Raw genomic sequence first — 24,961 nt, 5'->3', positions numbered from 1 at the left:
ATGAATCGCCGTATCTTTCTTTCGGGCGTGACCGCGGGCGTGCTTGCCGCGTACATGCCGATGTCGTGGGCCGCCGATCCCGAGGTCGTGAAGATCGCGTTCGTCGGACCGTTGACCGGGCCGGTTGCGCGCGTCGGCAAGGACTTGCAGTACGGCGCGCAACTCGCGATCGACGAAGAGAACGCGAAGCATCCCATCGTCGGCGGCAAGCCCGTCAAGTTCGAACTGGAGGTGTACGACGATCAGGCCGATCCGCGCGTCGCGATTCAGGTCGCGCAGAAAGCGGTGGATAGCGGCATCGTCGGCGTGATCGGGCATTACAACTCGGGATGCAGCATTCCGGCATCGACCGTCTATCACCAGGCGAATGTCGCGATGATCACGCCCGGCTCGACGAATCCGCAACTCACGAAACAGGGCTTCAAGAACGTGTTCCGCACGATGGGCCACGATGGCGTGGGCGGCGTGGTGGCGGGGCGCTTCGTCGTCGAGCAGATGAAGCCGAAGCGCATCGGCATCATCGACGATCGCACGGCGTTCGGGCAAGGTCTCGCCGATGCCTTCGAGAAGGGCGTGAAGGAAGCCAACGGCAAGGTCGTCGCGCGCGAATACACGAACGACAAGGCCGTCGATTTCCGCGCGATTCTCACGACGATGAAGAGCCAGAACGTCGATCTGATCTTCTTCGGCGGACTCGATGAACAAGGCGCGATGCTCGTCAAGCAGATGCGCTCGCTCGGCATGACGACGCAGCTCTTCGGCGCGGGCGCACTGAAGAGCAACGCGTTCCTGCAGATCGCGGGCACATCGGGCAACGGCACGCAGGACCTCGAGCCCGGTCCCGCGCTCGACAAGCTGCCTTCCGCGCAGGAGTTCGGCAAGCGCTACAAGGCACGCTTCAATCAGGATGTCGAACTATATGCGCCATTCGCCTACGATGCTGCGCTCGCGATGATCAAGGCCATTCACGATGCGAACTCGCTCGATCGCGGCAAGATCGTGGATGCGCTCGCGAAGGTCAACGTCACTGGCGTGACCGGCAAGATTTCGTTCGATCCATATGGCGATCTCATCAAGCCTCCATACACGCTCTTTCAGGTCGAGCAAGGGCAATGGAAGAGTTTGAGGACGGTCGGCGGAAGCGGCGTATGAGCTTCAGCGAAACCGTAGGCGTTCGGACGTATCGTTTCGACGATCTCAAGACGCTATTGGCGAAAGCGAGTTCGCGACGTTCCGGCGACGAACTCGCGGGCATCGCCGCCGCGACGGAAGAAGAGCGCGCGGCGGCGAAGTTGGCGCTGTCGAGGGTGCCGTTGCGCGCGTTCATCGAAGAAGCGTTGATTCCGTACGAGGACGATGAAGTGACGCGCCTCATCATCGATGAACATTCGCGGGAGGCGTTCGCCGTCGTGTCGCATCTGACGGTCGGCGAGTTCCGCGAATGGCTGCTCGCCGATACGACCGATACCGCCGCGCTCGTCGCCGTATCGCAAGGATTGACGCCCGAGATGGTCGCGGCCGTATCGAAGCTGATGCGCAATCAGGATCTCATTCTCGCGGCGAAGAAACGTCCGGTCGTCACGCGTTTCAGGAATACCGTGGGATTGCCGGGGCACATGTCGGTGCGCCTGCAGCCGAATCATCCGACCGACGATGTGCAAGGCATCGCCGCTTCGATGATCGATGGCCTCATGTACGGCTGCGGCGACGCGATGATCGGCATCAATCCCGCATCCGACTCGCCGCAGGCCATCGGCAAATTGCTCGCGATGATGGATGCGTTCCGCGAACGCTACGACGTGCCGACGCAAACCTGCGTGCTGACACACGTGACCAACACGCTTGCGGCGATCGAACACGGCGCACAGGTCGATCTCGTGTTCCAGTCGATCGCGGGCACCCAAAAGGCGAATGCGTCGTTCGGCATCTCGCTCGCGTTGTTGCAGGAAGCGTATGAAGCGGGTTTGTCGCTGAAGCGCGGGACGGTCGGCGAGAACCTGATGTACTTCGAGACGGGACAGGGCAGCGCGTTGTCGGCGAACGCGCATCATGGCGTCGATCAGCAGACTTGCGAAGCGCGCGCCCATGCGGTCGCGCGCAAGTTCGATCCGTTTCTCGTGAATACCGTGGTCGGCTTCATCGGTCCGGAATACCTCTACGACGGCAAGCAGATCACTCGCGCCGGACTCGAAGATCATTTCTGCGCGAAGCTGCTCGGCGTGCCGATGGGTTGCGACATCTGCTACACGAATCACGCCGAAGCCGATCAGGACGACATGGACAATCTGCTCACGCTGCTCGGCGCGGCCAACGTGAACTTCATCATGGGCGTGCCCGGCGCAGACGATGTCATGCTGAACTATCAGAGCACGTCGTTTCATGACGCGCTGTATGTGCGCGACGTGCTCGGTCTGAAACGCGCGCCGGAGTTCGAAGCGTGGCTGCGCGCGATTCAGATCACGAATGCGCGCGGCATGCTTCAGACGCGCGCCGAGTGGCCCGCGCTGAACGACTGGATGAGGGCGTGATGAGCGTCAGCCGGAATCCGTGGAAAGCGCTGCGCCGTTTCACCGATGCGCGCATCGCGCTGGGACGCGCGGGCAACAGCGTGCCGACCGCGCCGCTGCTCGCGTTCAATCTCGCGCATGCGCAGGCGCGCGATGCGGTGCATCGGCCGCTCGATGTCTCGTCGTTGCTGGAAGAACTGGCCTCGAGGCGATTCGCATGTGCTTCGGTATGCAGCGCCGCATCGGCACGCGATGTTTATCTCCGTCGTCCGGATCTTGGCCGCATGCTGAGCGACGACAGCGCCGCGAGTCTCGCGACCCACGCGACGGACGCGGATGTCGTGTTCGTCATCGCCGATGGACTGTCGTCGAAAGCAGCGGCGACGCACGCGATACCGCTCATCGAAAGAACGATCGCGCGGCTCGACGGATGGCGCATCGGTCCGGTCGTCGTCGCGACTCAGGCGCGCGTCGCGCTCGGCGATTGCATCGGCGCGATATTGAGGGCGCGCATCGTCGCGGTGCTGATCGGTGAGAGGCCGGGGCTCAGTTCGCCCGCGAGCCTCGGCGTGTATGTGACTTACGATCCCGTGCAGGGCCGCAGCGATGCGGAGCGCAACTGCATATCGAACGTGCGTCCTGAAGGACTTGCTTACGACGCGGCCGCGTTCAAGCTCGCGTGGCTGCTGAACGAAGCGCGCACGCGCAAGCTGACGGGCGTGAGCCTCAAAGACGACAGCGCGACGACGCTGCCCGGGCGAACGATGGATCGCCTATCGGGTGCATAGCAATGGACGATGCTTCGCGTAAACCCCGTCGAAAGAAAACGCTTCACGTAAGAAACGGGTAAGCGGACGCTTTTACCTTAGTCTCCAGCGCATCGTAAACGAGGCATTCATGCAGGAGACGACGGAAATGGATCTGAAGATCGTAGAGAAAATAAAGTCGAGCGCCGCTTACGGCGAACTGGTGCGAAAGCGCTCGAAGCTCGGCTGGACGCTGACGGCACTCGTGCTGGTCGTCTATTACGGCTATGTGCTGCTCATCGCATTCAACAAGGATCTGCTCGCCGCGAAGATGGGCGCGGGCGTCATGACATGGGGCATGCCGATCGGCCTGTTCGTGATCGTGTTCACGGTCGTCATCACGGGGCTGTATGTGCGCCACGCCAACAGCACGTACGACGAACTCACCGACAAGATCAAGCGGGAGGCCGCATGAAGCCGCAACGCATCGTCACGGCGGGCGCGCTTTTCGCGGCGTCCGCGAGTTCATTTGCAGCAGGCGGCGATCTCGGTCAGGCGGTCAAGCAGGCGACCAACTGGACCGCGATCTGCATGTTCATCGCGTTCGTGATCGCGACGCTCTTCATCACCAAATGGGCCGCGAAGAAGACGCGTTCCGCGGCCGAGTTCTACACGGCGGGCGGCGGCATCACGGGCTTTCAAAACGGTCTTGCGATCGCGGGCGACTTCATGTCGGCGGCGTCGTTTCTCGGCATTTCGGCGGCGGTTTATAGCAATGGCTATGACGGGCTGATCTATTCGATCGGCTTTCTCGTCGGCTGGCCGATCATCACGTTCCTGATGGCGGAGCGTCTGCGCAATCTCGGCCGCTTCACATTCGCCGATGTCGCCGCGTATCGCTTCAAGCAGACGCCGATTCGCGCGTTCGCTGCATCGGGCACGCTCGTGGTCGTCGCGTTCTATCTGATCGCGCAGATGGTCGGCGCGGGACAGCTCATCAAGCTGCTGTTCGGGCTCGAATACTGGATCGCGGTCGTGATCGTCGGCGCGCTGATGATGGTGTACGTGCTCTTCGGCGGCATGACCGCGACGACGTGGGTGCAGATCATCAAGGCGTGTTTGCTGCTTGCGGGTGCTTCGTTCATGGCGTTCATGGTGCTGTGGCAATTCCACTTCAGCCCCGAGGCGCTCTTCGCGAAGGCCGTCGACGTGCACGAGAAGAAGGCGTCGATCATGGGTCCGGGCAACTTCATCAAGGATCCGATTTCGGCGATCTCGTTCGGCATCGCGCTCATGTTCGGTACGGCCGGTCTGCCGCATATCCTGATGCGTTTCTTCACCGTGCCCAACGCGAAGGAAGCGCGCAAGTCGGTGTTCTGGGCGACGACGTGGATCGGCTACTTCTACATACTCACGTTCATCATCGGCTTCGGCGCGATCGTGCTGGTGAGCACCAATCCGATGTTCAAGGATGCGGGCGGCAAGCTGCTCGGCGGCACGAACATGGCGGCGGTGCATCTCGCGAGCGCGGTCGGCGGCAACGTGTTCCTCGGCTTCATCTCGGCAGTTGCGTTTGCAACTATCCTCGCAGTGGTGGCGGGCCTGACGCTCGCGGGTGCATCGGCGGTGTCGCACGATCTCTATGCGACCGTGTTCAAGAAGGGCAAGGCGTCCAGCAAGAGCGAACTGAAGGTGTCGCGCATCACGACGATCGTGCTCGGCATCGTCGCGGTCGTGCTCGGCATCGTGTTCGAGAAGCAGAACATCGCGTTCATGGTGTCGCTCGCGTTCGCGGTCGCGGCGTCCGCCAACTTTCCGGTGCTCTTCATGTCGGTCCTGTGGCGCGGCTGCACGACGCGCGGCGCGGCAATCGGCGGCTTTCTCGGCCTGCTTTCGGCGGTCGTGATGACGGTCCTCTCCAAAGCGGTATGGGTCGATGTGTTCCACTACGCGGATGCGCCGTTCCCGTATGCATCGCCTGCGCTGTTCTCGATGGCGATCGGTTTCATCGGCATCTGGCTCTTCTCCGTAACCGATCAATCGGCGCGTGCGCGTGTCGATAAAGCAGGCTTCGAAGCGCAGACCGTGCGCTCCGAAACGGGCATCGGCGCGGTGGAGGGCGCGAGCCATTGATGTGATGTTGAGTGAGCGGCGCGCGCAGTATTCGTATACCCGGGATGCCGCGCGCGTCCGAATGGCGAGTGGAAAATGCGTTAAGCTCGATGCACCTGATTGCACGAAGCGCCAACGCATTGGAGCGAGCCATGGAACTGCAGTGCCCCAGTCTTTTCGAACAATCGGCGTATATCGGCGGCGCGTGGATCGACAATACTTCGCTGCCGCGCGTGTCTGTCATCAATCCATCCACTAAAGAAATCATCGGCTCGGTGCCGCAGGTCACGGACGAGCAGGTGACGGAGGCCATCCAGTGCGCGCACGCGGCGCTGCAGGACTGGCGCAGCTGGAGCAGTCGCGAGCGCGCGTCGGTGCTGAGAGAGTGGGCGCGCCTCGTCGAACATCATCGCGACGATCTCGCCATCATCCTCTGCCGCGAACAAGGCAAGCCGCTGCACGAAGCGCGCTCCGAAATCACGCAGGCCGCGAATTATCTCGACTGGTTCGCCGAGGAAGCGCGCCGCATTTACGGCGACAACATTCCCGCGCCGCGACGCAATCAACGCATACGTGTGCTGCATCAGCCGATTGGCGTGTGCGGCGCGATCACGTCATGGACCTTTCCTTCGTCGATGGTTGCGCGACGCGTCGGCGCTGCGCTCGCGGCGGGCTGCACGGTCATCCATCACCCCGATCCGCAGACGCCATTCTCCGCGCTCGCGCTGTGCGTGCTCGGCGAGAACGCGGGCTTGCCGCGCGGCGTGCTCTCCGTGTTGACGGGCGAGGGCGAACCGGTTCGCAGCACGCTGCTTGCGAGCCCCGACGTGAGGAAAGTATCGTTCACCGGTTCCATCGAGGAAGGCAAGCGGCTGATGACTTTATGCGCGCCTACCGTGAAGAAGATGTCGCTCGAACTGGGGGCGAACTGTCCTTTCATCGTGTTCGACGACGCGGACATCGACCTCGCCGTGAAGGGCGCGCTCGATGCGCGGTTTCGTCATTCGGGCCAGGCGGCGATGTGCGCGAACCGCTTCTTCGTGCATGAGGACGTGTACGAGACTTTCGTCGCCAAGCTCGTGTCCAAGGTCGCGTTGCTGAAGGTGAGCGACGGGCTGGACGAGGGCGCGCAGATCGGCCCGCTTATCGGCGATGCGGCGGTGACGCGCATCGAAAGTCTCGTCGACGAAGCGGTCAGGCTCGGCGCGAAGATCGCAGCGGGCGGCTCGCGCGTCGCGCCGGGATCGAACTTCTTCAGGCCGACGGTGCTGACGAACGTCGATCCGTCGATGAGCGTATGCGGCGACGAAGTGCTCGGCCCGATTGCGAGCGTGCTGCCGTTCAGGGACGAGGACGACGTCGTCACGCTCGCGAACGATACGCGCACGGGGCTCGCGGCGTACTTCTATACCGCCGATATCAGCCGCGCATTCCGCGTCATGGAAGCGCTCGAATGCGGCGTCGTCGGCGTGAATGACAGCCTCGTGTTCAACGAAGTTGCGCCCTTCGGCGGGATCAAGGAATCGGGCATGGGGCGCGAAGGGGCATCGTCGGGAGTCGAGGAGTATCTCGAAGCGAAGTATGTCTGTTTCGGGAATCTGGAGCGGTAGGACGGCGGACGCATCACTCCGGCGGCCTCACCACCAGAATCGGCAAATGACTATGTGTAAGCACTTTCTGCGTTTCACTCCCGAGCAATAGCCCGCGAATTCCGCCGTGCCCATGCGACGCCATCACGATGAGATCGCAGTGCCGCGCTTTCGCCGTATCGAGAATCGCCTCATACGGATGCGCGCCCGTCGGCGCTTCCGTATCGCAAGCGACGCCGGCCTGGGCGGCGATACTTCGCAGATTCTCGAGATATTGCCGCGCGCGGGCCTGATCTGCGGCGTGCGCCTCATCCTGACTTGCGCCGACCATCTCGGCGCTATAAACGGTCATATGAAATGGCCGCACCATATAAAGACCGGTGATGCGCGCACTGTTCTCTTTGGCGAGCGAGACCGCCATGCGGACAGCCGCTTCGGAGAGCGCGGACCCGTCAGTGGGAACCAGCAGATGGTTGAACATGATGACGTCCTCCGGTTCTCTGGGGACATGAAAGAAACACGCGAACCGACGATTCAAGTATAGGCGAGCGCCAGAATTTCCAGCGCGAAAATCAGATCCGCGAGAATGTTTTCATCGTCCGCATCCGCATGGTACAAACGTTCCGGCGGTACCCCGCGCATCAGAAAAATGTGTCATCGAAAGCGAGGGACAGGCGGCTTCTGTTTCGGCAGCTACGCATTCGAAGTCGATTGCTTCATGACGCGCTAGCGTCCCATCTCGGCGCTCGCTTCTTCATGCAGACGCACGGCCATGACGGGCGCTTCCGGCCCCACGTGCGATAACTTCATCAGACGCGGTTGCAGCAGCAGCGCAACGAGCCCGCTCCATCCAGTCTGATGCGACGCACCGACACCGCGCCCGTTGTCGCCATGAAAGTACTCGTGAAAGAGAATGAGATCCTGCGAGCGCGGATCGGCTTGCAGCATCGGATACGCGGCCATCACAGGACGCTTGCCTTCTTCGTCTTTCAAAAAGAGCATGCTGATGCGCCGTGAGAGATCGTCGGCGATTTCGTTCAGCGAATGAAACTTGCCCGATCCCGTCGGATGCTCGACGCGAAAATCATCGCCGTAGTAGCGATGAAACTCGTAAAGCGATTCGATCAACAAGTAATTGACCGGCATCCAGATCGGCCCGCGCCAGTTCGAATTGCCGCCGAATACGCGCGAATCCGATTCCGCGGGCAAGTACCGGATGCAGACGTTCACGCCATCATGATCGAACACATAAGGCTTGTCGCAATGCACGCGGGATAACGCGCGTACGCCATAGTCCGACAGGAACTCCGCTTGATCGAGCGTGCGGCGCAACAGCGCTTTCATGCGATGTCCGCGCAAGAGCGAAAGCAAAGTCGTGTTGCCTTTGCCAGGCTCGGTCCAGCGCGATACGAGCTTCGCAAGGTTCGGCCGATGATCGAGAAACCATACGAGGCGTTCACGCAGTCCGGGCAAGTCGCCGTACACGCTTTCCTCGAGCACATGAACGGCGAAGAGCGGAATCAGTCCGACGATCGATCGAATGCGCATGGGCACGCGCGCGCCGTTCGGCAGATGCAGTACGTCGTAGAAGAATTCGTCGCTGCCGTCCCATAGGCCGGTATTGCAGACTTCGCCGCAGCTCACGGCTTCCGCGATGTACAGGAAGTGCTCGAAGAACTTCACCGCGATCTCGACATACGATTCGTTCGTCATCGCGAGTTCGAGGCCGATCTGCATGAGGTCGAGCGCGTAGGATGCCATCCATGCGGTGCCGTCGGCCTGATCGATACGTCCGCCGGTCGGCAGCGGCTGCGAGCGATCGAAGATGCCGATGTTGTCGAGGCCGAGAAATCCGCCCTGAAAGATATTGCGGTCGTCGGCGTCCTTGCGGTTCACCCACCACGCGAAGTTGAGCAGCAGCTTGTGGAACATGACCTCGAGGAACGCGTGATCGCCGATGCCGGTCATCTCGCGATCGAGCTCGAACACGCGCCATGTCGCCCATGCGTGAACGGGTGGGTTCGCATCGCCGAATGCCCATTCATAAGCGGGCAATTGCCCGTTCGGATGCATGTAGCGTTCTTTCACGAGCAACAGCAATTGCTTCTTCGCGAAGTCGGGATCGATCGTCGCGAACGCGACCGCATGGAACGCAAGGTCCCACGATGCGTACCACGGATACTCCCACTTGTCCGGCATCGATACGATGTCGCCGTTGCACATGTGCCGCCAGTCAGCATTGCGGCCATGCCGCCGTTCTTTCGGCGGCGTGGGCTGGCCCGGATCGCCGTCGTGCCAGCGCGTGACGTCGAACTGATAATACTGCTTCGTCCATAGCATGCCGGCGAGCGCCTGGCGTTGCACGAGACGCGCGTCGGCATCGTCGATATCGTGTTGCAGCGTCGCATAGAACTCGTCGGCTTCCGCTTCGCGACGCGCGAAAAGCTGGGCCAGGTCGAGCGGCGGATCGTTCGAAACCGATGCCGGACGCCAGCGCAAGTACATCACGGAACTTTCATGCGGTGAGAGTTGCAGATGCACATGCGCGGCGCAACGCGTGCCGCGATCGCGGCGTATCGCCTGTTCGTCGCCTTCGACGAGATAGTCGTTGAAGCCATCCTTGAACGGCCCCGCGCCTTCGATGCCGTATATGCGACGAACGTTCGTCTCGTTCTCGCAGAAAATCCATTCGACCGGCGCTTGCGCAGAAGCCGTGACATCCATCTCGCCATGCGACGGATTGTGCGCGATGACGCGGGCACCTTCGCGCGCATCGTGTTCGAGCTTCAGCGACGGCTTGCCCCATTTGCTCGACCACGCCCACCGGTTGCGCGCCCAGAATTGCGGCAAGAGATGAAGCGTCGCGGCTTCGTCCGCGCGATTCTCGACGGTCACGCGCATCACGATGTCATCGGGCGCGTGCTTCGCGTATTCGACATAGACATCGAAGTAACGGTCGCAATCGAATACGCCCGTGTCGGGCAGTTCGTATTCGGGCTGATCGGGACCGCGCCGTTTGTTCTCGTCGATGAGTTGCTGATACGGATACGCATCGTGCGGATACTTGTACAGCATCTTCATGTACGAATGCGTCGGCGTGCCGTCGAGATAGAAGTACAGTTCCTTTACGTCTTCGCCGTGATTGCCTTGCTCGTTCGTGAGACCGAAAAGCCGCTCCTTGATGATCGGATCGCGGCCGTTCCACAACGCGAGCGACACGCACCAGTCGAGCGGGTCGTTGCCGAATCCCGCGATACCGTCCTCGCCCCATCGATACATGCGGCTGCGCGCATGGTCGTGCGGAAAGTAGTCCCACGCCGTGCCGTATTCGCTGTAATCCTCGCGAACGGTGCCCCATTGACGCTCGCTCAGATACGGGCCCCAGCGGCGCCACCGGTCGAGCCCGGCGCCATGCAGACGGGAGCCTTCCTTCGTTTGCAGCAGATGGATTGCGCGTAGCGGTGGCATGCGACCTCCGTTGCGGTTGCTCATCCAGCACGTTCGATGCGCGGTTTTCCGATGATAAGCGAAGTGAAAAAAAGCGCGGCGATTGCCGCGCTGCGAGAATCATCGCGCCGTTTTTAGCGGGATACCGTCCGGATGAGGATTCGCGTCGTTCATGTCTTCGGGGAGAAGATTGCCGTCCGCGAGCCGCCGGTCTGCTTCGGCGATCTCCGGATAGCGCTCCGGATAAAGATGCCGTTCGCTGACGGCCGCATCGAACGTGCGCGACCACTTCGCGATGACGACCGTCGCAAGGCTGTTGCCGATGGTGTTGCACGTCGCGATTGCCATCGACATGAAGCGGTACACGCCAAAGATCAACGCGAGTCCTTCGACGGGAAGGATGCCCGTCGACGTGACGGTCGCTGCGAACACCACGAACGATCCGCCGGAAACCGTGGCTGCGCCTTTGGACGTCAGCAGCATCAGCAGCAGAATGCCGATCTGATGTTCCAGCGTGATCGGCACGCCATAAGCATGCGCGATGAACATGACGCCCATCGACATGAAGATCGACGTGCCATCGAGATTGAACGCATAGCCTGTGGGCAGCACGAGTCCGACCGTCTGCTTCGCGCAGCCGAGCCGTTCGAGCTTGATCAGAAGACGCGGCAGTGCGCTTTCCGACGACGCAGTACCGAGCACGATGAAGATCTCGTCTCTGATGTAGCGCAGAAAGCGCCACAGGCTGAAGCCCGCGAGCTTCGCGATGATGCCCATGACGACGACGATGAAGAGTACGACCACCGCATAGAAACTCACGACGAGCTGCGCCAGCGCGATCAGCACTGCCGTGCCGTTGCTGCCCACCGAATACGCGACCGCGCCGAACGTGCCGAGCGGCGCGAGCTTCATCACGAGCTTGATGAACGAGAACAGCACTTCCGAAACGAGATCGCGCGTCGTGCAGTCGACGCAGCACATCGAAACCTTCGCGAGCTTCGCGGAGGCGACGAGATTCAGCAGGACGTGCGTGCCATTGCCGTATCGGCGGAGATGGCGAGACGCCTGCGCGTCGAGGCGGGAACGGCGGCGCTGGAAATCGTGCGCCGCTATCTCGACGCGAGCGGCGCGACGTTCGAGATATCGGTGACGGTGCATCCCGCAGAGCGCTTTTCGGTGTCGATGCGTCTCAAGCGATCGCCGGGCTAAAATCGTCGCGGGCGTGCTATCGAAGTTATCCGGCGTGCGTTTTCGAATAACGCAGAAGGAGGACGCCATGGGCAGGAACAGGGCGGCTACGCAAGCCATGAGCTTAAAGCGGCGTGCGCGATAGCGGGCATCGGAAGCCGGCACAAACAGCACGCTCGTGTCGAGCTGCATCGAACCGAACGGACCGGGGCATTGATGCGCCCTGAGCGAAGCGAATCGATTCGTATGACGATGCGAGCTATAGAATAGGCGACCGGCGCCAGACGCTCACGAGCGCGCCCTGACTTCGATCCTCGCACCCTCATATGGATGTTCGCCAGCTTCGCTACTTCGTCAGCATCGTCGATTACGGCAGTCTCGGCAAAGCAGCGGAAAAGCTCTACGTGGCACAGCCTTCGCTCAGCCAGCAAATGGCGCGGCTCGAAGAGGAACTCGGCGTCACGCTCCTTCTGCGCAGCAATCATGGCGTCACCCCCACGGCCGAGGGCGACGCGCTCTATCGGCATGCACGAGTCGTGCTGCGGCAAATGGAGCAGCTCAAACAGGAAGTGACGAAGGGCGCGGGCGCGGAATCCGGCACCGTGGCGGTCGGCCTGCCGACGACGATGGCATCCGTTCTCGCCGTGCCCCTGTTCGAGCGCATTCAGGACCGGTATCCCGGCATACGCCTGCAGTTCTTCGAAAGCATGAGCGGCTATCTGAACGAGTTGCTTGCCAATGGCCGGCTCGACCTCGCGATTCTGTTTCGTGAATCGGATACACCCGGCATCACCGCGTTGCCCGTGCTCGACGAAACGCTTTATCTTGCGGGCGAGCCGGGCGGCGGCATCTCGCCGCGCGCATCGACATGTCCGCTTGCGAAGCTCGCGGGCGTGAAACTCGTCGCGCCCGGCGCATCGAATGGCTTGCGCTTGCTGATCGAGCGCACGTTCGCGAGCGAGAAAGTCGAGCTGAACATCGTTGCGGATATCGACTCGTTGCCATCGCTTTTGCTTATCGCGCATTCGGGCAGAGCCTGCACGATTCTGCCTTCGTCCGCGATCGTGCAATGGAACGAGGCGTTGCTGCCGAAAATGCGCAGAATCGTCGATCCGATCATCAGGCGCCCGGCCAGCATTTGCTGGCCCAACGATGCGCCGATGAACTCAGCGACCGTCGCCGTGCGCGAGACGTTGATCGAGTTGATCGCCGAGCACATTGACCGCGATCGCTGGCAAGGCGTGACGATGCGACGAACCTAGATCGCCTTCGCCGCGCGCAAGCGTTCGATGGCTTCGCTGTTCAGCCCCAGTTCGCGCAACACGGATTCCGTGTGCTCGCCGAGCGCGGGCACGGCGTCCATGCGCGGTTCATCGGCGCTGAAGCGTCCGGGCGGATAGAGCGCGGGAATCTTGCCGGCGGGCGTATCGACCTGTGTCCAACGATTGCGCGCTTCGAGCTGTTCATGCTTCCAGACATCGTGCATGTCGTTCATCTGCGCATTCGCGATGCGCGCTTCTTCAAGCCGTTCGATGACCTGTGCGGCCGTCAATGAGGCGAATGCATCGACGATGAGGCGCATCAACTCGTCGCGATGCTGCGCGCGAAGGCTGTTTGCACAGAAGCGCTCGTCGCGCTGAAGCTCGGGCATACGAAGAACGATTTCGCAAAACTTCTTCCACTCGCGCTCGTTTTGCAGGCCAAGCATGACGGTCTTGCCATCGCCTGCGGGGAAAGGGCCGTAAGGGAAGATCGTCGCGTGCGATGCGCCCGCCTTGCGCGGCGGCGTCTGACCGTCGATCGCGTAATAGAGCGGATAGCCCATCCATTCGACCATGCTTTCGAACATCGAAATGTCGATGCGTTTGCCGCGCCCGGTGCGTCCGCGTTCGATGAGCGCCGCGAGTATGTTCGTGTAGCCATACATGCCGGCGGCGATATCTGCGATCGAGCAGCCTGCTTTCGCCGGTGCGCCTTCCGAACCCGTGATGCTCAGAAAACCCGCTTCGCTTTGAATCAGCAAGTCATACGCTTTCTTGTCGCGCATCGGGCCATCGGAACCATAGCCGGAAATGTCGCACACGATGAGCCGCGGATAGCGCTCCTTCAACGCGTCGTAATCGAGGCCGAGCCGTTGCGCCGCGCCGGGCGCGAGATTCTGCACGAATACATCGGCATCGGCGAGCAGCTTGTGCACGACATCGAGTGCTTCAGGATGCTTGACGTCGAGCGTCACGCTTTCTTTCGAGCGGTTCGTCCACACGAAATGCGATGCGAGTCCCGACACACGTTCGTCATAGTTGCGAGCGAAATCACCTGTGCCTGGACGCTCGATCTTGATGACGCGCGCGCCGAGATCGGCGAGCTGACGCGTGCAGAAGGGCGCTGCAATTGCATGCTCGAACGTGACGACCTTGATGCCTTGCAGCGGGCGCATGACCGGCCTCCTTCAGAACGAACGTGGCAGGCCGAGGATATGCTCGGCGACGTAAGAGAGAATCAGGTTGGTCGAAATCGGCGCGACCTGATACAGACGCGTCTCGCGGAATTTGCGTTCGACATCGTATTCCGCCGCGAAGCCAAAGCCGCCGTGATATTGCAGACAGGCGTTGGCCGCTTCCCACGATGCATCGGCGGCGAGCAGCTTCGCCATGTTCGCCTGCGCGCCGCAAGGCTTGTGCGCGTCGAAGCGTTCGCATGCCTTGAAGCGCATCAGGTTCGCGGCTTCGACATTGACGTACGCGCGCGCAATCGGAAACTGCACGCCCTGATTCTGCCCGATGGGACGCCCGAACACGATTCGATCGTTCACATACTGCGTGACCTTGTCGATGAACCAGTAGCCATCGCCGATGCATTCCGCCGCGATCAGCGTGCGTTCGGCGTTTAGGCCATCGAGTATGTACTTGAAACCCATGCCTTCTTCGCCGATGAGATTCTCGGCAGGAATCTCCAGATTGTCGAAGAAGAGCTCGTTGGTTTCGTGATTCACCATGTTGAGGATCGGCTGCACCGTGAGGCCATTGCCGATTGCTTCACGCAAATCGACGATGAAGATCGACATGCCTTCGCTCTTCTTCTTCACGTCTGCCATCGGCGTCGTGCGCGCGAGCAGAATCATCAGATCCGAATGCTGCACGCGCGAGATCCACACCTTCTGGCCGTTTATCGCATAACGATCGCCTTTTCTTTCCGCGGTCGTCTTGATCTTTGTCGTGTCGGTGCCGGTGGTCGGTTCGGTCACGCCCATCGATTGCAGACGTAACTCGCCCGATGCGATCTTCGGCAAGTAGCGTTTCTTCTGTTCCGTCGAACCGTGACGCAACAACGTGCCCATGTTGTACATCTGCCCATGACACGCGCCCGAATTGCCGCCCGAGCGATTGATCTCTTCCATGATGACGGACGCTTCGGTAAGCCCCAGACCCGAGCCGCCGTATTCCTGCGGAATCAATGCGGCGAGCCAGCCCGCTTTCGTGAGGGCATCGACGAATGCTTCGGGATAACCGCGTGCTTCGTCGATCTTGCGAAAGTATTCGCCGGTGAACTGGCCGCAGAGATCGCGCACGGCCTCACGAATGTCCTGATAAGCGTCGGATGTCGATTCGATCATGATGTGCCTGCGGATGTGTGGAGATCGTCAGCCGAGCGTGGCGCGCGCCGTCATGCCGAGCCAGCCTTCGTGATCCTTCGACCAGAGTTCGACAGTCCTGCCATCCGCCGATGGCTGCCCGCACAGATGCAGCGTATTGCCCGCGAAACACGGGCGCTGCGCCTTGAACGCGAAGTCGATGACGGTCGCGTCGGGCAACTCGCGGCGCAGCAGGTCCATCAATAAGGTGGCAATGAGCGGCCCATGCACGACAAGTCCCGGATAACCTTCGACTTGCGTCACATAAGGCTTGTCGTAGTGAATGCGATGCGCGTTGAAGGTGAGCGCCGAATAGCGCAGCAGCAATGTCTCGTCGGGAACGAGGTCGCGTTGCCATTGCGCATCGCGAGGCGCGGCGACCGGAGCGGGCGCGGGCGCACCGGGCGCTGCCGGCTCGCGATACACGATGTCGTGCTCTTCCTCGATCGCGGTGGCATCGCTGCGGTAAATGCGATGCTGACTGTCACGAAGCCGAGCTTGCCGGTGCGTCCTTGCTTCTCGCTGACATTGAGAATCGTCGATTCGCGCGTAATGCGTTCACCGACGATCACCGGCGCGGGGAAGCGCAGGCGTCCGCCGGCCCACATGCGGCGCGGCAAACCGAGATCGGGCAGAAAGCCGCCTTTCTTCGGATGACCGTCTTCCGCGATGAGCGACTGTTTTGCAATGGGCCGGAAGAAGATCCAGTGCCACAACGGCGGAAGGGCATCCCCTTCATGCGGGGCGGCATCGTGATCGAGTGTGGCCGCGAGGGCCGCGACGGATGTGGGCGCAACGATATCGACGGCGCGCTCTGTTTTCATTGTGTCGTCTCCATTGCCGGGCGGGGCCGGTGAATTACGACTTTAGAGAAATATCGGGCGGGGCGGAAATATCGCTTTCATGTGCCGGGCATAGGTTCAACCTATGACGCGGTGTCATCAATCTCATGACGCGCGGGCCATTTTTCTTCGCGACGCAGCGCCATAACATTCGATCCGTCGAAGTCAAACGCATCACGAGAAAGGAGCCGGATCATGTATGTCGTCACGGGAATCACAGGACAAGTCGGCGGTGCGCTCGCAAACGCGCTGCTGAAAGCGGGCAAGCCCGTACGCGCCGTCGTGCGCGATGAGAGGAAGGGCGCGCTTTGGTCGGCGAGCGGCTGCGAACTCGCACGCGCCACGATGACCGATGCCGATGCGCTCGCTCGCGCCTTCGAAGGCGCGCAAGCCGTGTTCGTTCTGCCGCCGCCGGAATTCGATCCCGCGCCGGGTTTTCCGGAAGCGCGCGAAGTCATCGATGCGATCGTCGCGGCCATCGCGCGTGCCAGGCCGCGCCGGATCGTGTGCCTGTCGACGATCGGCGCGCAAGCCGCTCAAATCAATCTTCTTACGCAGCGCACGCTGCTCGAAGAAGCGCTTCGCAAGCAGCCTGTTCCCGTCACGTTTCTGCGGCCGGGCTGGTTCATGGAGAACTGCGCATGGGATGTCGATTCGGCGCGCAACGAAGGCATCGTGCATTCGTTTCTGCAGCCGCTCGATCGCGCGATTCCGATGACCGCCACCGACGACATCGGCGAACTCGCCGCGAAGCTCATGCAGGAAACATGGACGGGCATGCGCGTCGTCGAACTGGAAGGACCGCAACGCACGAGCCCGAACGATATCGCGGCTGCGTTTTCATCCGTGCTCGGCAAGCCGGTGCGCGCGCAGGCAGTGCAACGCGAGACGTGGGAAGGACTGTTCGCGAGTCAAGGCATGAAGCATCCGATGCCGCGCATTCAGATGCTCGATGGCTTCAACGACGGATGGATCGACTTCGAAGGGCGTAGCGAAGATATCGTCAAAGGCAAGGCGCCCATCGTCGATGTGATCCGCAAGCTCGCCGGACGTCAATCGTGAACGCCCTCGGCCCGCGACGCGCACATCCGCCACGATGACGCCGGCTTCGGCGCATCGACGGTATCACGCCACCAGCGCTCGCCGCGATGCGGCGCTTCGAGATCGAGCCGCTCGCCCATGCGCGGTGTCGCCACCGCGACGCCTCGCGCGAGCGCCAGGCCCGTCACGCGCTCGAAAGGTTCTTGCCACGGATGCATCGCGAGATCGAACGTGCCGTTGTGAATCGGCACGAGCCAGCGTCCGCGCAAGTCGATGTGCGCCTGCACCGTCTCCTCGGGCTGCATGTGCACGTACGGCCATTGCGGATCGTATGCGCCGGTCTCGATCAGCGTGACGTCGAACGGGCCGAGGCGCTCGCCGATGGTCCCGAAGCCGTCGAAATAGCCGGTGTCGCCGCTGAAGAACACGCGCACGTCATCGTCGACGATGACCCACGACGCCCACAGCGTGCTGTTGCCATCGAAGAGACTGCGGCCGGAGAAGTGCTGCGCGGGCGTGGCGGTGAACGTCAGGCCGTCGATCTGCGCGCTTTGCCACCAGTCGAGCTGACGCACTTTTGCGGCATCGATGCCCCATTCGATCAAACGATCGCCGACGCCCAGCGGCGTGAGAAAGATCGCTGTCGTCGAGGCAAGCGCAAGCACGGTTTCGCGATCGAGATGATCGTAGTGATCGTGCGACAGGACCACGCCGCGCAACGGCGGCAGATCGCCAAGCGCGATGGGCGGCGCGTGAAAGCGCTTCGGCCCGACGTTCTTGAACGGCGACGCGCGCTCGCCGAACACCGGGTCCGTCAGCCAGTATTCGCCGCGCAGCTTGAGTAGCATCGTCGAATGGCCGAGGCGGAAAAGGCTGCGGTCGGGCGCGGCATCCAGATCGGCGCGGGTGAGGGTATCGACGGTCGGCGCTTGCGTCGGCATCGTGTTGCGCGGTTTGTGGAGCAGCATGTTCCACATGATGCGCAGCGTCTTGCCGAAGCCTTCGACAGGACGCGGCTTCACATTGCGAAAGCGCTCGCCGTCATGTTGCGGCGATGCGCTCGACAACGCGCGTCCGCGCTTTGCTGCGGCGAAACCCAGGGCACGGCTGATGCGATCGGCGAACGAAGTCATGAACGTGAAGGGACGTGAGCCCGAAGCGGAAAGTAGACTGCACAGTGTAGTTTAATTTTGAGAGAAAAGTAAACCGATCGGTGTAAAATGTGGGGATGGATTCAAGCGACATCAACGACATTCCCCAGCGTCTGACTGACCGGAAGCGCGCCGCGATCGTGAACGCGGCCGTTGCGGAGTTCATCGCCGCGGGCTACGACGCCACCAGCATGGACCGCATCGCCGCGCGCGCGGGCGTTTCCAAACGCACTGTCTATAACCACTTCGAGAGCAAGGAGGCGCTGTTCGCCGCGATCCTGCATCGGCTATGGGATACGAGCGAGACCGGCGATGCGGTGGCTTATAGCGCGAGCGAACCGTTGCGCGCGCAACTGCTCGCGATGCTCACGCGCAAGCTGCGCCTCATGAACGATGAGGCCTTTCTGTCGCTCGCACGCGTGGCGATCGCGGCGGGCATTCACTCGCCCGAGCGCGCGCGGGATATGGTGGCGCGCATCGGCGAACGCGAGGAAGACGTGACGGCCTGGATTCGCAAAGCCGCCGCCGATGGCCGGCTCGCAGTCACCGACCCTGTTTTCGCAGGGCAGCAACTGCATGGCATCGTCAAGGGTTTCGCGTTCTGGCCGCAAGTGACGATGGGCCAGCCGCCGTTATCGAAGAGCGAGCAAAAGAAAGTGGCCGAAGCCGCCGCCGACATGTTTCTAGCACGCTACGAACGCGCTGCGCCCAAACACGGGTGACGCAGCATCCGCGAAGAAGCCGAACGTTCATGCGCGAACCCGAATAAGCAGATTTCGCCGCGATTAAGGTATAGGGTCTAAAAGTGCGCGGATTCTTGCGCACGGCGTTCACCTGGCGGTTTTTATCGTCGGGCAGCGGTAAGCCTTCGTCGAAGGAGAAAGTCATGAAGACCGTCCTCGTTACGACCACGCTTGTGGCCGCGTTTTCCCTCGTCGCCCTCACTCAGGCGCAAGAGCCGAGCGATACCCTGCAGTCCATCCCCGCACCCGTTCAGCAGAACGCGCAGGGCGCCGCGTCGTCCGGCGACACGGCCTATGGCGGCGTGGCACCGGGGCAGAGCAGGAGCGGGAGAACAGCGAACTGGACCGGCGGCACGCAGAGCAATTGCAGTCCGCGACCGTTCTGCAACGTCTATTCGGGCGGACAGTAAGCGCGACGCTGAGAGGGCGGTTTTTTCGGACCGATGCTCGCCCGAAAAAGCCGCCCGCAACGAGGCCGTCACCGGAGGCTGTTAAAATCGCGATACGTTTTCTACGGGCACGATGTGATGGGCTTCGAACAACTCGCCGGACTGAAAGAGCAACTCGCAAAACAGGCTGCTGCCAGCAACGCAGCGAAGAAGAAGGCGCCGCGCGTGCGGCGTCCCGCGCCGGCGGGCGCGAAGGCGGCGGCTCCGTCCAAACCCGCGGCGGCCGCGTCCAGGCCTGCCGCGGCGCCATCGAAGCCGGTTGATCCTGTCGTGCATACCATCGGTAAGCTGCAGAAGCGTTTTCCGCTCGCATTTCCGAAGAATCCCGCGCCTAAGGTTCCGCTGAAGGTCGGCATTTTCGAAGATCTGATGAAACACGCGGAAGAACTCGGACTCAACGAGAAAGAACTGCGTGCGGCGATCAAGGTCTGGTGCCGCGGCAACCGTTACTGGACCGCGCTCGTGCAAGGTGCGCCCCGACTCGATCTGACTGGCGCGCAAGCGGGCGAAGTATCGTCGGCGGATGCGGAACGCGCCGTTTATCTGGAAACGAATCGACTGGCGCGCTCGGCTTCGGCGTCGGCGTCGGCTTCGGCCACCGCTTCCGCTCCGAAAGCCGCAGAGTCCGCGGAATCCGCCAAGTAACGCGAGACGCGACACCGCGCGCAGTTCGCATCGCGCGCGGGTTTCCCTTTTCCTTTCGCGCTAGTCCAAAAGTTCGTTATAGCGTGGCCCGAATGCTTCGCTATCCGAATCATAAAGGGCGCAAAAAACGCGACGCCTTTCAGCGTCGCGTTTCTTCGAATCAACCTTCGATCAGAACCGGTGACGCAGACCGACGCGCGTCACGAACTGCGTGTTCGCGCCCGCACTGCCGATGAACGACGCCGACGAGCCGATCTCCGCTTGCACCGGCGTGCCGTTGTTGCTGCCCGACGCCTTCTGATACGCGCCGCTCGCATAAACATCGGTGCGCTTCGACAGCGCGTAGTCGACCACGGCGTTGATCTGATGCCACTTGCCTTCGAGGTTGCCGCCGAGATCGGAGAACGTGTAGCCGAGGCCCGCGTTCAGCGCCGGCGTGAACGCGTACTTGCCGCCGATTTCATAGTTGTTCAGGTTCGACGATGCAGCCGTGATCGGCTCGAAGCGCGTATGCGTCCAATTCGCCCAGATCGTCGCGGCGGCGATCGTGTAACGCGCGCCGATACCGTACGTTTCCAGATCGCGCAGCCCTTGCGTGTTCACGTTCGCGATGCTCACGCTGAACGCCGGCGTCGCCCCATTCGGATAGCGGATGTTCGTGTACGCCGCGCCGATGCCGAACGGGCCTTGCGCATAGTTCAAACCGAAGCTGTACGCGCTTGAGGCGCCTTGCACGGCAGACGTGCCCGTTCCCGTCGTGGGCGAACCCGCGAAGTTCGTCGAGTTCGAGAAGCCATACATCGCGCCGAACGTCACGCCGTGGAAATTGGCGCTGCTGAACTTGACCGCGTTGTTGATGCGGCTCGACGTCAGCTGATCCAGATCGTTGATGTGATACGCGTAATTTCCGGCGGCCGTCTGGCTGCCCATCGTGTAGTTGCTGCCGAGATAGTCGGTCGAGAACGAGTATTGACGGCCGAAGGTCAGCGAGCCGAAATCGGTCTTCGCCAGACCGACATACGCCTGACGGCCGAACAACGCGCCGCCCTGCCCGAGCGTGCCGTCGCCGCTGTTGAAGCCGCTTTCGAGCACGAAGATCGCCTTGAGACCGCCGCCCAGATCTTCCGTGCCGCGCAGGCCCCAGCGGCTACCCGACGCGACGCCGTCGCCGTACTTCACTAGGCTGTCGTGGCCGCTCGCGGTCGCGACTTTATTCGCATAGGTGATGCCCGCATCGATGATCCCGTATAGCGTGACGCTGCTTTGCGCGTGTGCCGCGATGCCGAACATGCCGAGAACGGCCGCCGCTACGATGTGCTTCTTCATTCTTCTTTCTTCCTTGGTGTTGTCCGCGTGAAGCGGATGCCGCTCGACGCGGCCCGGTTCAGGAATCGCCGCCACGCATTCGTTGAGCGCGAGCGCGGCCATCCCGGCTTCGCGAAGGAATTTCGCAAAGGTCGAGTGCTTCGTGATGGGTAGGGCACTTCGTCAGACGAAACGAGCGATGTCCCGTTGCAAGAACGCAGGCAAGTCGCGTTGCCTCGGCACCTTCGGCCGGCGACTGACGCTATAGCCGGTGGAATATAGCGCGTCGTCAGGTATCGGTAAATTCCGCGAAGCGCCTTGTAGCGTTTCTTCCACAGCAGCGTCACGAGCGGCACCCGATTCTCCATGCACCGTCTGCAACTAACGGTCCATCCCGCCGCACCACGGCCTGCGAACAGGCGCGCGCATTGCAACGCAGGGCAGGCGATCATGCAAGCAACGCGGGTGTGTCTTTAGATCGAACTCAAAAAACAAGGGAGACGGTATGACCGAGCAAAAACACCATGACGCCTGCCGAGCGGGCGTCGCGTTCATCGACGCGCAATTGACCGCGCTCCATGCCTACGCAAGCCTGCTGTCCGACTGGATCGAGCGCGGCGCGCCGCCGCCGGACTTCGCGAAGGCGCAGCCCCTACTTACGCGCAAGCGCTCGCATCCGGAAGCGCACGCGCACAGCGAGGACGGCACGCCCACCAAAAGCCCGCCGCCGGAAGACGCGCGGTCGTGGCCATCGTTCGATACGGCCGATGCGCGCATCGCGTTCGCGCTGACCGTGCCTTGCTCGAATGCGATCCTCGCGGTCGCCGAATACTTCGATATCCATCGCTTGTCGGCGTCGCGCGCGCCCGAAGTGCAGTTCCTGATGCGTCTGCGCGATGCGGCCGTGAACGGCAATACGTTCAGCCTCGCCGGCGACGACTACATGCCGCACGCTGCTTACGCCGGCTTGATCGTCGATCACTCGCTCGACGGAACGTTGCTCTTCAGCGATGGTGTGAAGCCGGGTTTCATCGAATTCGGCGATACGGTCGGCCTATTGCGCTATCTGACGAAGCTGTTGAGGAGCATGCAAACCGCGATCAGCGCGGGCGATGCGGGATGAAGTATCCACGAACATGATCGGGCGCGAAGTTTGCGCGTATGACGGCGACACCAACCGGTCATACGAACATGGACGAATCGCTGAAACGCCTGCGGGAAAGAATCGCGAAGCAGATCGCCGAGCGCGAGGCCACGCTCGTCTCGATGCGTGAAAGCGCGACGCTCGCGCGCACGAATCACGATCGTGAACGCATTCTTCTGACGCTTGCCGTGCTCGACGAAGAGCTCGCCGGATGGAAAAAGATCGCGGCGCGTGTCGAGCAGGCGGTTCTGTTCGAGCCGCGGAATCATCGCGCCATTCGCATGCCGGCAATGCGATAAGTCACTGCCGTTCGACGAGGAGCCCGCAAGCACGCGCGTTGAAATTGCTTCAACATGTAGCGAGATCCGCTTACATGGAGAACCGCAATGACAGCTTCGAAAGGCAGCCACGATACGCCCGTCTGGTTCATCACTGGATGTTCGACCGGCTTCGGCCGCGAACTCGCTTCCGCCGTGATCGACAAGGGCTGGCGCGCTGTCGTGGCCGCGCGCAATCCGGATAGCGTCGGCGATCTCGTCGAGCGTGGCGAAGGACGAGCGATCGCCGTGCGTCTCGACGTCACGCGTGCCGATGAAATCAAGTCTGCAATCGCCGATGCCTACGCCGCCTTCGATCATATCGACGTGCTCGTGAACAACGCGGGCTTCGGCTATCTCTCGGCTGTCGAAGAGGGCGAGGAAGACGAAGTGCGCGCGATGTTCGAAGCGAACTTCTTCGGCGCGGCCGCGATGATCCGAGCCGTATTGCCGCGTATGCGCGAGCGCCGCTCGGGACATGTCGTCAATATCACATCCGTGGGCGGGCTGGTCGGCAATCCGGGCAGCGGGTATTACGCCGCGACGAAGTTCGCGCTCGAAGGTCTCGGTGAAGCGCTCGGACGCGAAACGGAAGGGCTCGGCATCAAGGTGACGGCGGTCGAGCCCGGCCCGTTTCGCACGGACTGGGCGGGCCGCTCGCTGAAGCAGACGCGCAATCCGATCGACGATTACGCGCAGACTTCGGGCACGCGACGCGCGGCGATCGCGGAGCGAAGCGGCAAGCAGCCGGGCGATCCGGCGCGCGCGGCGCAGGTCATCATCGAAGCGGTCACATCGCCGGAGCCGCCGGGACATCTCGTGCTCGGCGGCCCCGGACTCGAACTCGTGCGCAACAAGCTCGCGAAGCTCAACGCCGATATCGACGCGTGGCAGGCGCGCAGCCAGTGGGCCGATAACCCGGTGCAGTGATCATGAAGCGGCTCGCCGCGCAGGAACAGCGCATCCTCTCGCTCGTCGCCGACGATGCCGCTCTTCTGCACGTTGCAACGCCGCGCGTGCGCTTCGTGAATACGTCGAACGGACCGTGCTACGAAGCCTTGTTCAATCGCATCGAACTTGATCGCGCCACGCTCGCGTTGCCGGAGCCGTTGCTTCGTATCGTCGTGGCGCACGAAGTCGGGCACGCGACGCAACGCAAGACGATGCTGCTCGATTTCGCATGGACCGTGCTTTCAGTGATGATGCTGTTATCGGTACCGTGCATCGTCTTCGCGATTTCATCGGAAGATGATCTCTGGCGCATAACCTTTCCCGGTATCGGCTTCGCGTTCACTTTGTTCGTCTGTCTGAAGATTTGGAGCGTGCGTGCCGCAAAACGCGCCGCCGCCTTCGAACTCGATGCGGATGCGAAAGCCGCCGCGCTTTGCGGCCCGGCATTGGCCCTGGCTGCGCTCGAAGCAATGGCGGCGCGCGGACATGTCGATGCAGCGCGCCTCGATGCGATGCGTGCGCGCCTCGTGTCGACGTCGCAATAGTTGCCGCGCGTAATGCCTCGATGGGTAGCGTCGGGCTGGCGCTCGCGAAGCATCTCGTCGAATTGCATGGCGGCGCGATTTCCGTCGAAAGCGAAGGTCCGGGATCATCTCGTGAAGCCGGTCGATGGCGATGTGCTGGAACGCGTGCTGAATCTCGTGGCGCAACGAATCGAAGCGGCCTGACAAGACGCGTCATCCAACGAAAAGGCACGGGCGTCCTTAACGGACGCCCGTGCCTTTATGAGCCGTGCCGTCTTATTGCGTCTGCGAAGCGGGCGGTGTCGCCGACTTCTTGTGATGATGCTTCTGGCCTTTCTTTTTATAGGCGGGCCGCGGCTTGTTGTCGGGATACTCCGCGGCCGCGAACGACAGCGTCGGCGCGGCAAACGCCGCCAGCACCAGAAGCACGAGAGATTTCTTCAAGGACGTTTTCATCGGGGACTCGCTTGGAGGAGATGGCCTTAGAAAGATGAATCGACATGCGCTTGAGAGACGCGCGGCATCGCCCGGTTCCTCGTCGTGTCGACGCCGCTGAGGCAACAGTATATTGCACAAAAAAAGGCAATTCATCAGTGGGCGGGCATAAGGCGTTGAAGCAGCGGGATTTT

At 61.9% G+C, this 24,961-nt stretch carries 23 protein-coding genes and 2 pseudogenes; 16 read left to right on the top strand and 9 right to left on the bottom strand.

All coding sequences use genetic code 11. The annotated features are described in order from the left end of the window. The 6 genes from LDZ23_RS22870 (at position 1) to LDZ23_RS22845 (ending at position 6,975) form a co-directional block, all read left to right on the top strand. Positions 1-1,152: a branched-chain amino acid ABC transporter substrate-binding protein gene (locus tag LDZ23_RS22870; RefSeq protein WP_008348467.1), complete on the top strand. Its 1,152-nt coding sequence runs from the start codon at positions 1-3 to the stop codon at positions 1,150-1,152. After that, complete coding sequence (locus LDZ23_RS22865; protein WP_008348465.1) at positions 1,149-2,528, top strand: ethanolamine ammonia-lyase subunit EutB; 1,380 nt, start codon at positions 1,149-1,151, stop codon at positions 2,526-2,528. The genes LDZ23_RS22870 and LDZ23_RS22865 overlap by 4 nt, the downstream gene beginning before the upstream one ends. Further along, complete coding sequence (eutC, locus tag LDZ23_RS22860) at positions 2,528-3,295, top strand: ethanolamine ammonia-lyase subunit EutC (protein WP_008348463.1); 768 nt, start codon at positions 2,528-2,530, stop codon at positions 3,293-3,295. Before LDZ23_RS22865 ends, eutC begins: the two co-directional genes overlap by 1 nt. 127 nt (positions 3,296-3,422) lie before the next feature. Next, positions 3,423-3,728 (top strand): DUF485 domain-containing protein, encoded by a 306-nt coding sequence (locus LDZ23_RS22855; protein ID WP_008348462.1) that lies wholly within the window; start codon positions 3,423-3,425, stop codon positions 3,726-3,728. Then, complete coding sequence (locus LDZ23_RS22850) at positions 3,725-5,386, top strand: cation acetate symporter (protein WP_008348460.1); 1,662 nt, start codon at positions 3,725-3,727, stop codon at positions 5,384-5,386. The genes LDZ23_RS22855 and LDZ23_RS22850 overlap by 4 nt, the downstream gene beginning before the upstream one ends. Before the next feature lie 131 nt (positions 5,387-5,517). Continuing rightward, on the top strand, positions 5,518-6,975 hold the full coding sequence (locus LDZ23_RS22845; protein WP_008348458.1) for an NAD-dependent succinate-semialdehyde dehydrogenase: 1,458 nt from the start codon (positions 5,518-5,520) through the stop codon (positions 6,973-6,975). Between the two features lie 13 nt (positions 6,976-6,988). Here the strand turns inward: LDZ23_RS22845 and LDZ23_RS22840 are convergent, their stop codons facing one another. From LDZ23_RS22840 to LDZ23_RS22830, 3 genes and pseudogenes are all read right to left on the bottom strand, one after another. Beyond that, positions 6,989-7,435 carry a universal stress protein gene (locus LDZ23_RS22840; protein WP_008348456.1) on the bottom strand — a complete coding sequence of 149 codons (447 nt, stop codon included), beginning with the start codon at positions 7,433-7,435 and terminating at the stop codon, positions 6,989-6,991. Between the two features lie 245 nt (positions 7,436-7,680). Further along, positions 7,681-10,422, bottom strand: a complete 2,742-nt coding sequence (locus LDZ23_RS22835; protein ID WP_033536231.1) for an MGH1-like glycoside hydrolase domain-containing protein — start codon at positions 10,420-10,422, stop codon at positions 7,681-7,683. A 99-nt stretch (positions 10,423-10,521) separates the two neighbouring features. Next, positions 10,522-11,355, bottom strand: a pseudogene (locus LDZ23_RS22830) (cation:dicarboxylate symporter family transporter); the annotation flags it as partial. Here LDZ23_RS22830 and LDZ23_RS35010 point away from each other — a divergent pair. After that, entirely contained in the window at positions 11,272-11,610 is a 339-nt protein-coding gene (locus tag LDZ23_RS35010; protein ID WP_404989961.1) for a UTRA domain-containing protein, read from the top strand. The pseudogene LDZ23_RS22830 and the gene LDZ23_RS35010 sit on opposite strands and share 84 nt — an antisense overlap. A 305-nt stretch (positions 11,611-11,915) precedes the next feature. Continuing rightward, a complete protein-coding gene (locus tag LDZ23_RS22820) occupies positions 11,916-12,851 on the top strand; it encodes a LysR substrate-binding domain-containing protein (RefSeq protein ID WP_008348449.1) in 936 nt (311 codons plus the stop codon). Here LDZ23_RS22820 and LDZ23_RS22815 read toward each other — a convergent pair. From LDZ23_RS22815 to LDZ23_RS22805, 3 genes and pseudogenes are all read right to left on the bottom strand, one after another. After that, positions 12,848-14,026, bottom strand: a complete 1,179-nt coding sequence (locus LDZ23_RS22815; protein ID WP_008348447.1) for a CaiB/BaiF CoA transferase family protein — start codon at positions 14,024-14,026, stop codon at positions 12,848-12,850. The two genes, LDZ23_RS22820 and LDZ23_RS22815, sit on opposite strands and share 4 nt — an antisense overlap. A 12-nt stretch (positions 14,027-14,038) precedes the next feature. Continuing rightward, entirely contained in the window at positions 14,039-15,202 is a 1,164-nt protein-coding gene (locus tag LDZ23_RS22810; RefSeq protein ID WP_008348445.1) for an acyl-CoA dehydrogenase family protein, read from the bottom strand. A gap of 27 nt (positions 15,203-15,229) precedes the next feature. Further along, a pseudogene (locus LDZ23_RS22805) lies at positions 15,230-16,044 on the bottom strand (HTD2 family dehydratase). 213 nt (positions 16,045-16,257) lie between these two features. Between LDZ23_RS22805 and LDZ23_RS22800 the strand changes: the two are divergent. Further along, positions 16,258-17,124: an NmrA family NAD(P)-binding protein gene (locus LDZ23_RS22800; RefSeq protein WP_008348439.1), complete on the top strand. Its 867-nt coding sequence runs from the start codon at positions 16,258-16,260 to the stop codon at positions 17,122-17,124. On the opposite strand, the gene LDZ23_RS22795 is transcribed toward LDZ23_RS22800, so the two are convergent. After that, a complete protein-coding gene (locus LDZ23_RS22795; protein WP_008348437.1) occupies positions 17,115-18,236 on the bottom strand; it encodes an MBL fold metallo-hydrolase in 1,122 nt (373 codons plus the stop codon). The genes LDZ23_RS22800 and LDZ23_RS22795 overlap by 10 nt on opposite strands. A 95-nt stretch (positions 18,237-18,331) precedes the next feature. On the opposite strand from LDZ23_RS22795, the gene LDZ23_RS22790 reads away from it, so the two are divergent. The 3 genes from LDZ23_RS22790 to LDZ23_RS22780 all read left to right on the top strand — a co-directional run bounded on the left by LDZ23_RS22790 (position 18,332) and on the right by LDZ23_RS22780 (position 20,091). Beyond that, complete coding sequence (locus LDZ23_RS22790; RefSeq protein ID WP_008348435.1) at positions 18,332-18,976, top strand: TetR/AcrR family transcriptional regulator; 645 nt, start codon at positions 18,332-18,334, stop codon at positions 18,974-18,976. 164 nt (positions 18,977-19,140) lie between these two features. Beyond that, positions 19,141-19,407: a hypothetical protein gene (locus tag LDZ23_RS22785; protein ID WP_008348433.1), complete on the top strand. Its 267-nt coding sequence runs from the start codon at positions 19,141-19,143 to the stop codon at positions 19,405-19,407. Between the two features lie 117 nt (positions 19,408-19,524). Further along, positions 19,525-20,091, top strand: coding sequence for a ProQ/FinO family protein (locus LDZ23_RS22780; RefSeq protein ID WP_008348430.1), 567 nt, complete (start codon positions 19,525-19,527; stop codon positions 20,089-20,091). Between the two features lie 171 nt (positions 20,092-20,262). On the opposite strand, the gene LDZ23_RS22775 is transcribed toward LDZ23_RS22780, so the two are convergent. Next, positions 20,263-21,417: a porin gene (locus tag LDZ23_RS22775; protein ID WP_008348428.1), complete on the bottom strand. Its 1,155-nt coding sequence runs from the start codon at positions 21,415-21,417 to the stop codon at positions 20,263-20,265. 484 nt (positions 21,418-21,901) lie between these two features. Here LDZ23_RS22775 and LDZ23_RS22770 point away from each other — a divergent pair, with 484 nt between their 5' ends. The 4 genes from LDZ23_RS22770 to LDZ23_RS22755 all read left to right on the top strand — a co-directional run bounded on the left by LDZ23_RS22770 (position 21,902) and on the right by LDZ23_RS22755 (position 24,353). Next, positions 21,902-22,519: a hypothetical protein gene (locus LDZ23_RS22770; protein WP_008348427.1), complete on the top strand. Its 618-nt coding sequence runs from the start codon at positions 21,902-21,904 to the stop codon at positions 22,517-22,519. 38 nt (positions 22,520-22,557) lie between these two features. Further along, positions 22,558-22,839: a hypothetical protein gene (locus LDZ23_RS22765; protein WP_235366229.1), complete on the top strand. Its 282-nt coding sequence runs from the start codon at positions 22,558-22,560 to the stop codon at positions 22,837-22,839. 87 nt (positions 22,840-22,926) lie between these two features. Continuing rightward, positions 22,927-23,787, top strand: coding sequence for an oxidoreductase (locus tag LDZ23_RS22760; protein ID WP_008348423.1), 861 nt, complete (start codon positions 22,927-22,929; stop codon positions 23,785-23,787). A 2-nt stretch (positions 23,788-23,789) separates the two neighbouring features. Next, positions 23,790-24,353: a M48 family metalloprotease gene (locus LDZ23_RS22755; protein ID WP_033536229.1), complete on the top strand. Its 564-nt coding sequence runs from the start codon at positions 23,790-23,792 to the stop codon at positions 24,351-24,353. A 255-nt stretch (positions 24,354-24,608) separates the two neighbouring features. Here LDZ23_RS22755 and LDZ23_RS22750 read toward each other — a convergent pair whose 3' ends face one another. Continuing rightward, entirely contained in the window at positions 24,609-24,788 is a 180-nt protein-coding gene (locus LDZ23_RS22750) for a hypothetical protein (RefSeq protein WP_033536228.1), read from the bottom strand. Positions 24,789-24,961 lie beyond the last annotated feature (173 nt).

It is taken from the genome of Caballeronia zhejiangensis (assembly GCF_022879815.1).
GTDB lineage: Bacteria > Pseudomonadota > Gammaproteobacteria > Burkholderiales > Burkholderiaceae > Caballeronia > Caballeronia zhejiangensis.
This window is presented reverse-complemented; position numbering and strand designations above follow the sequence as displayed.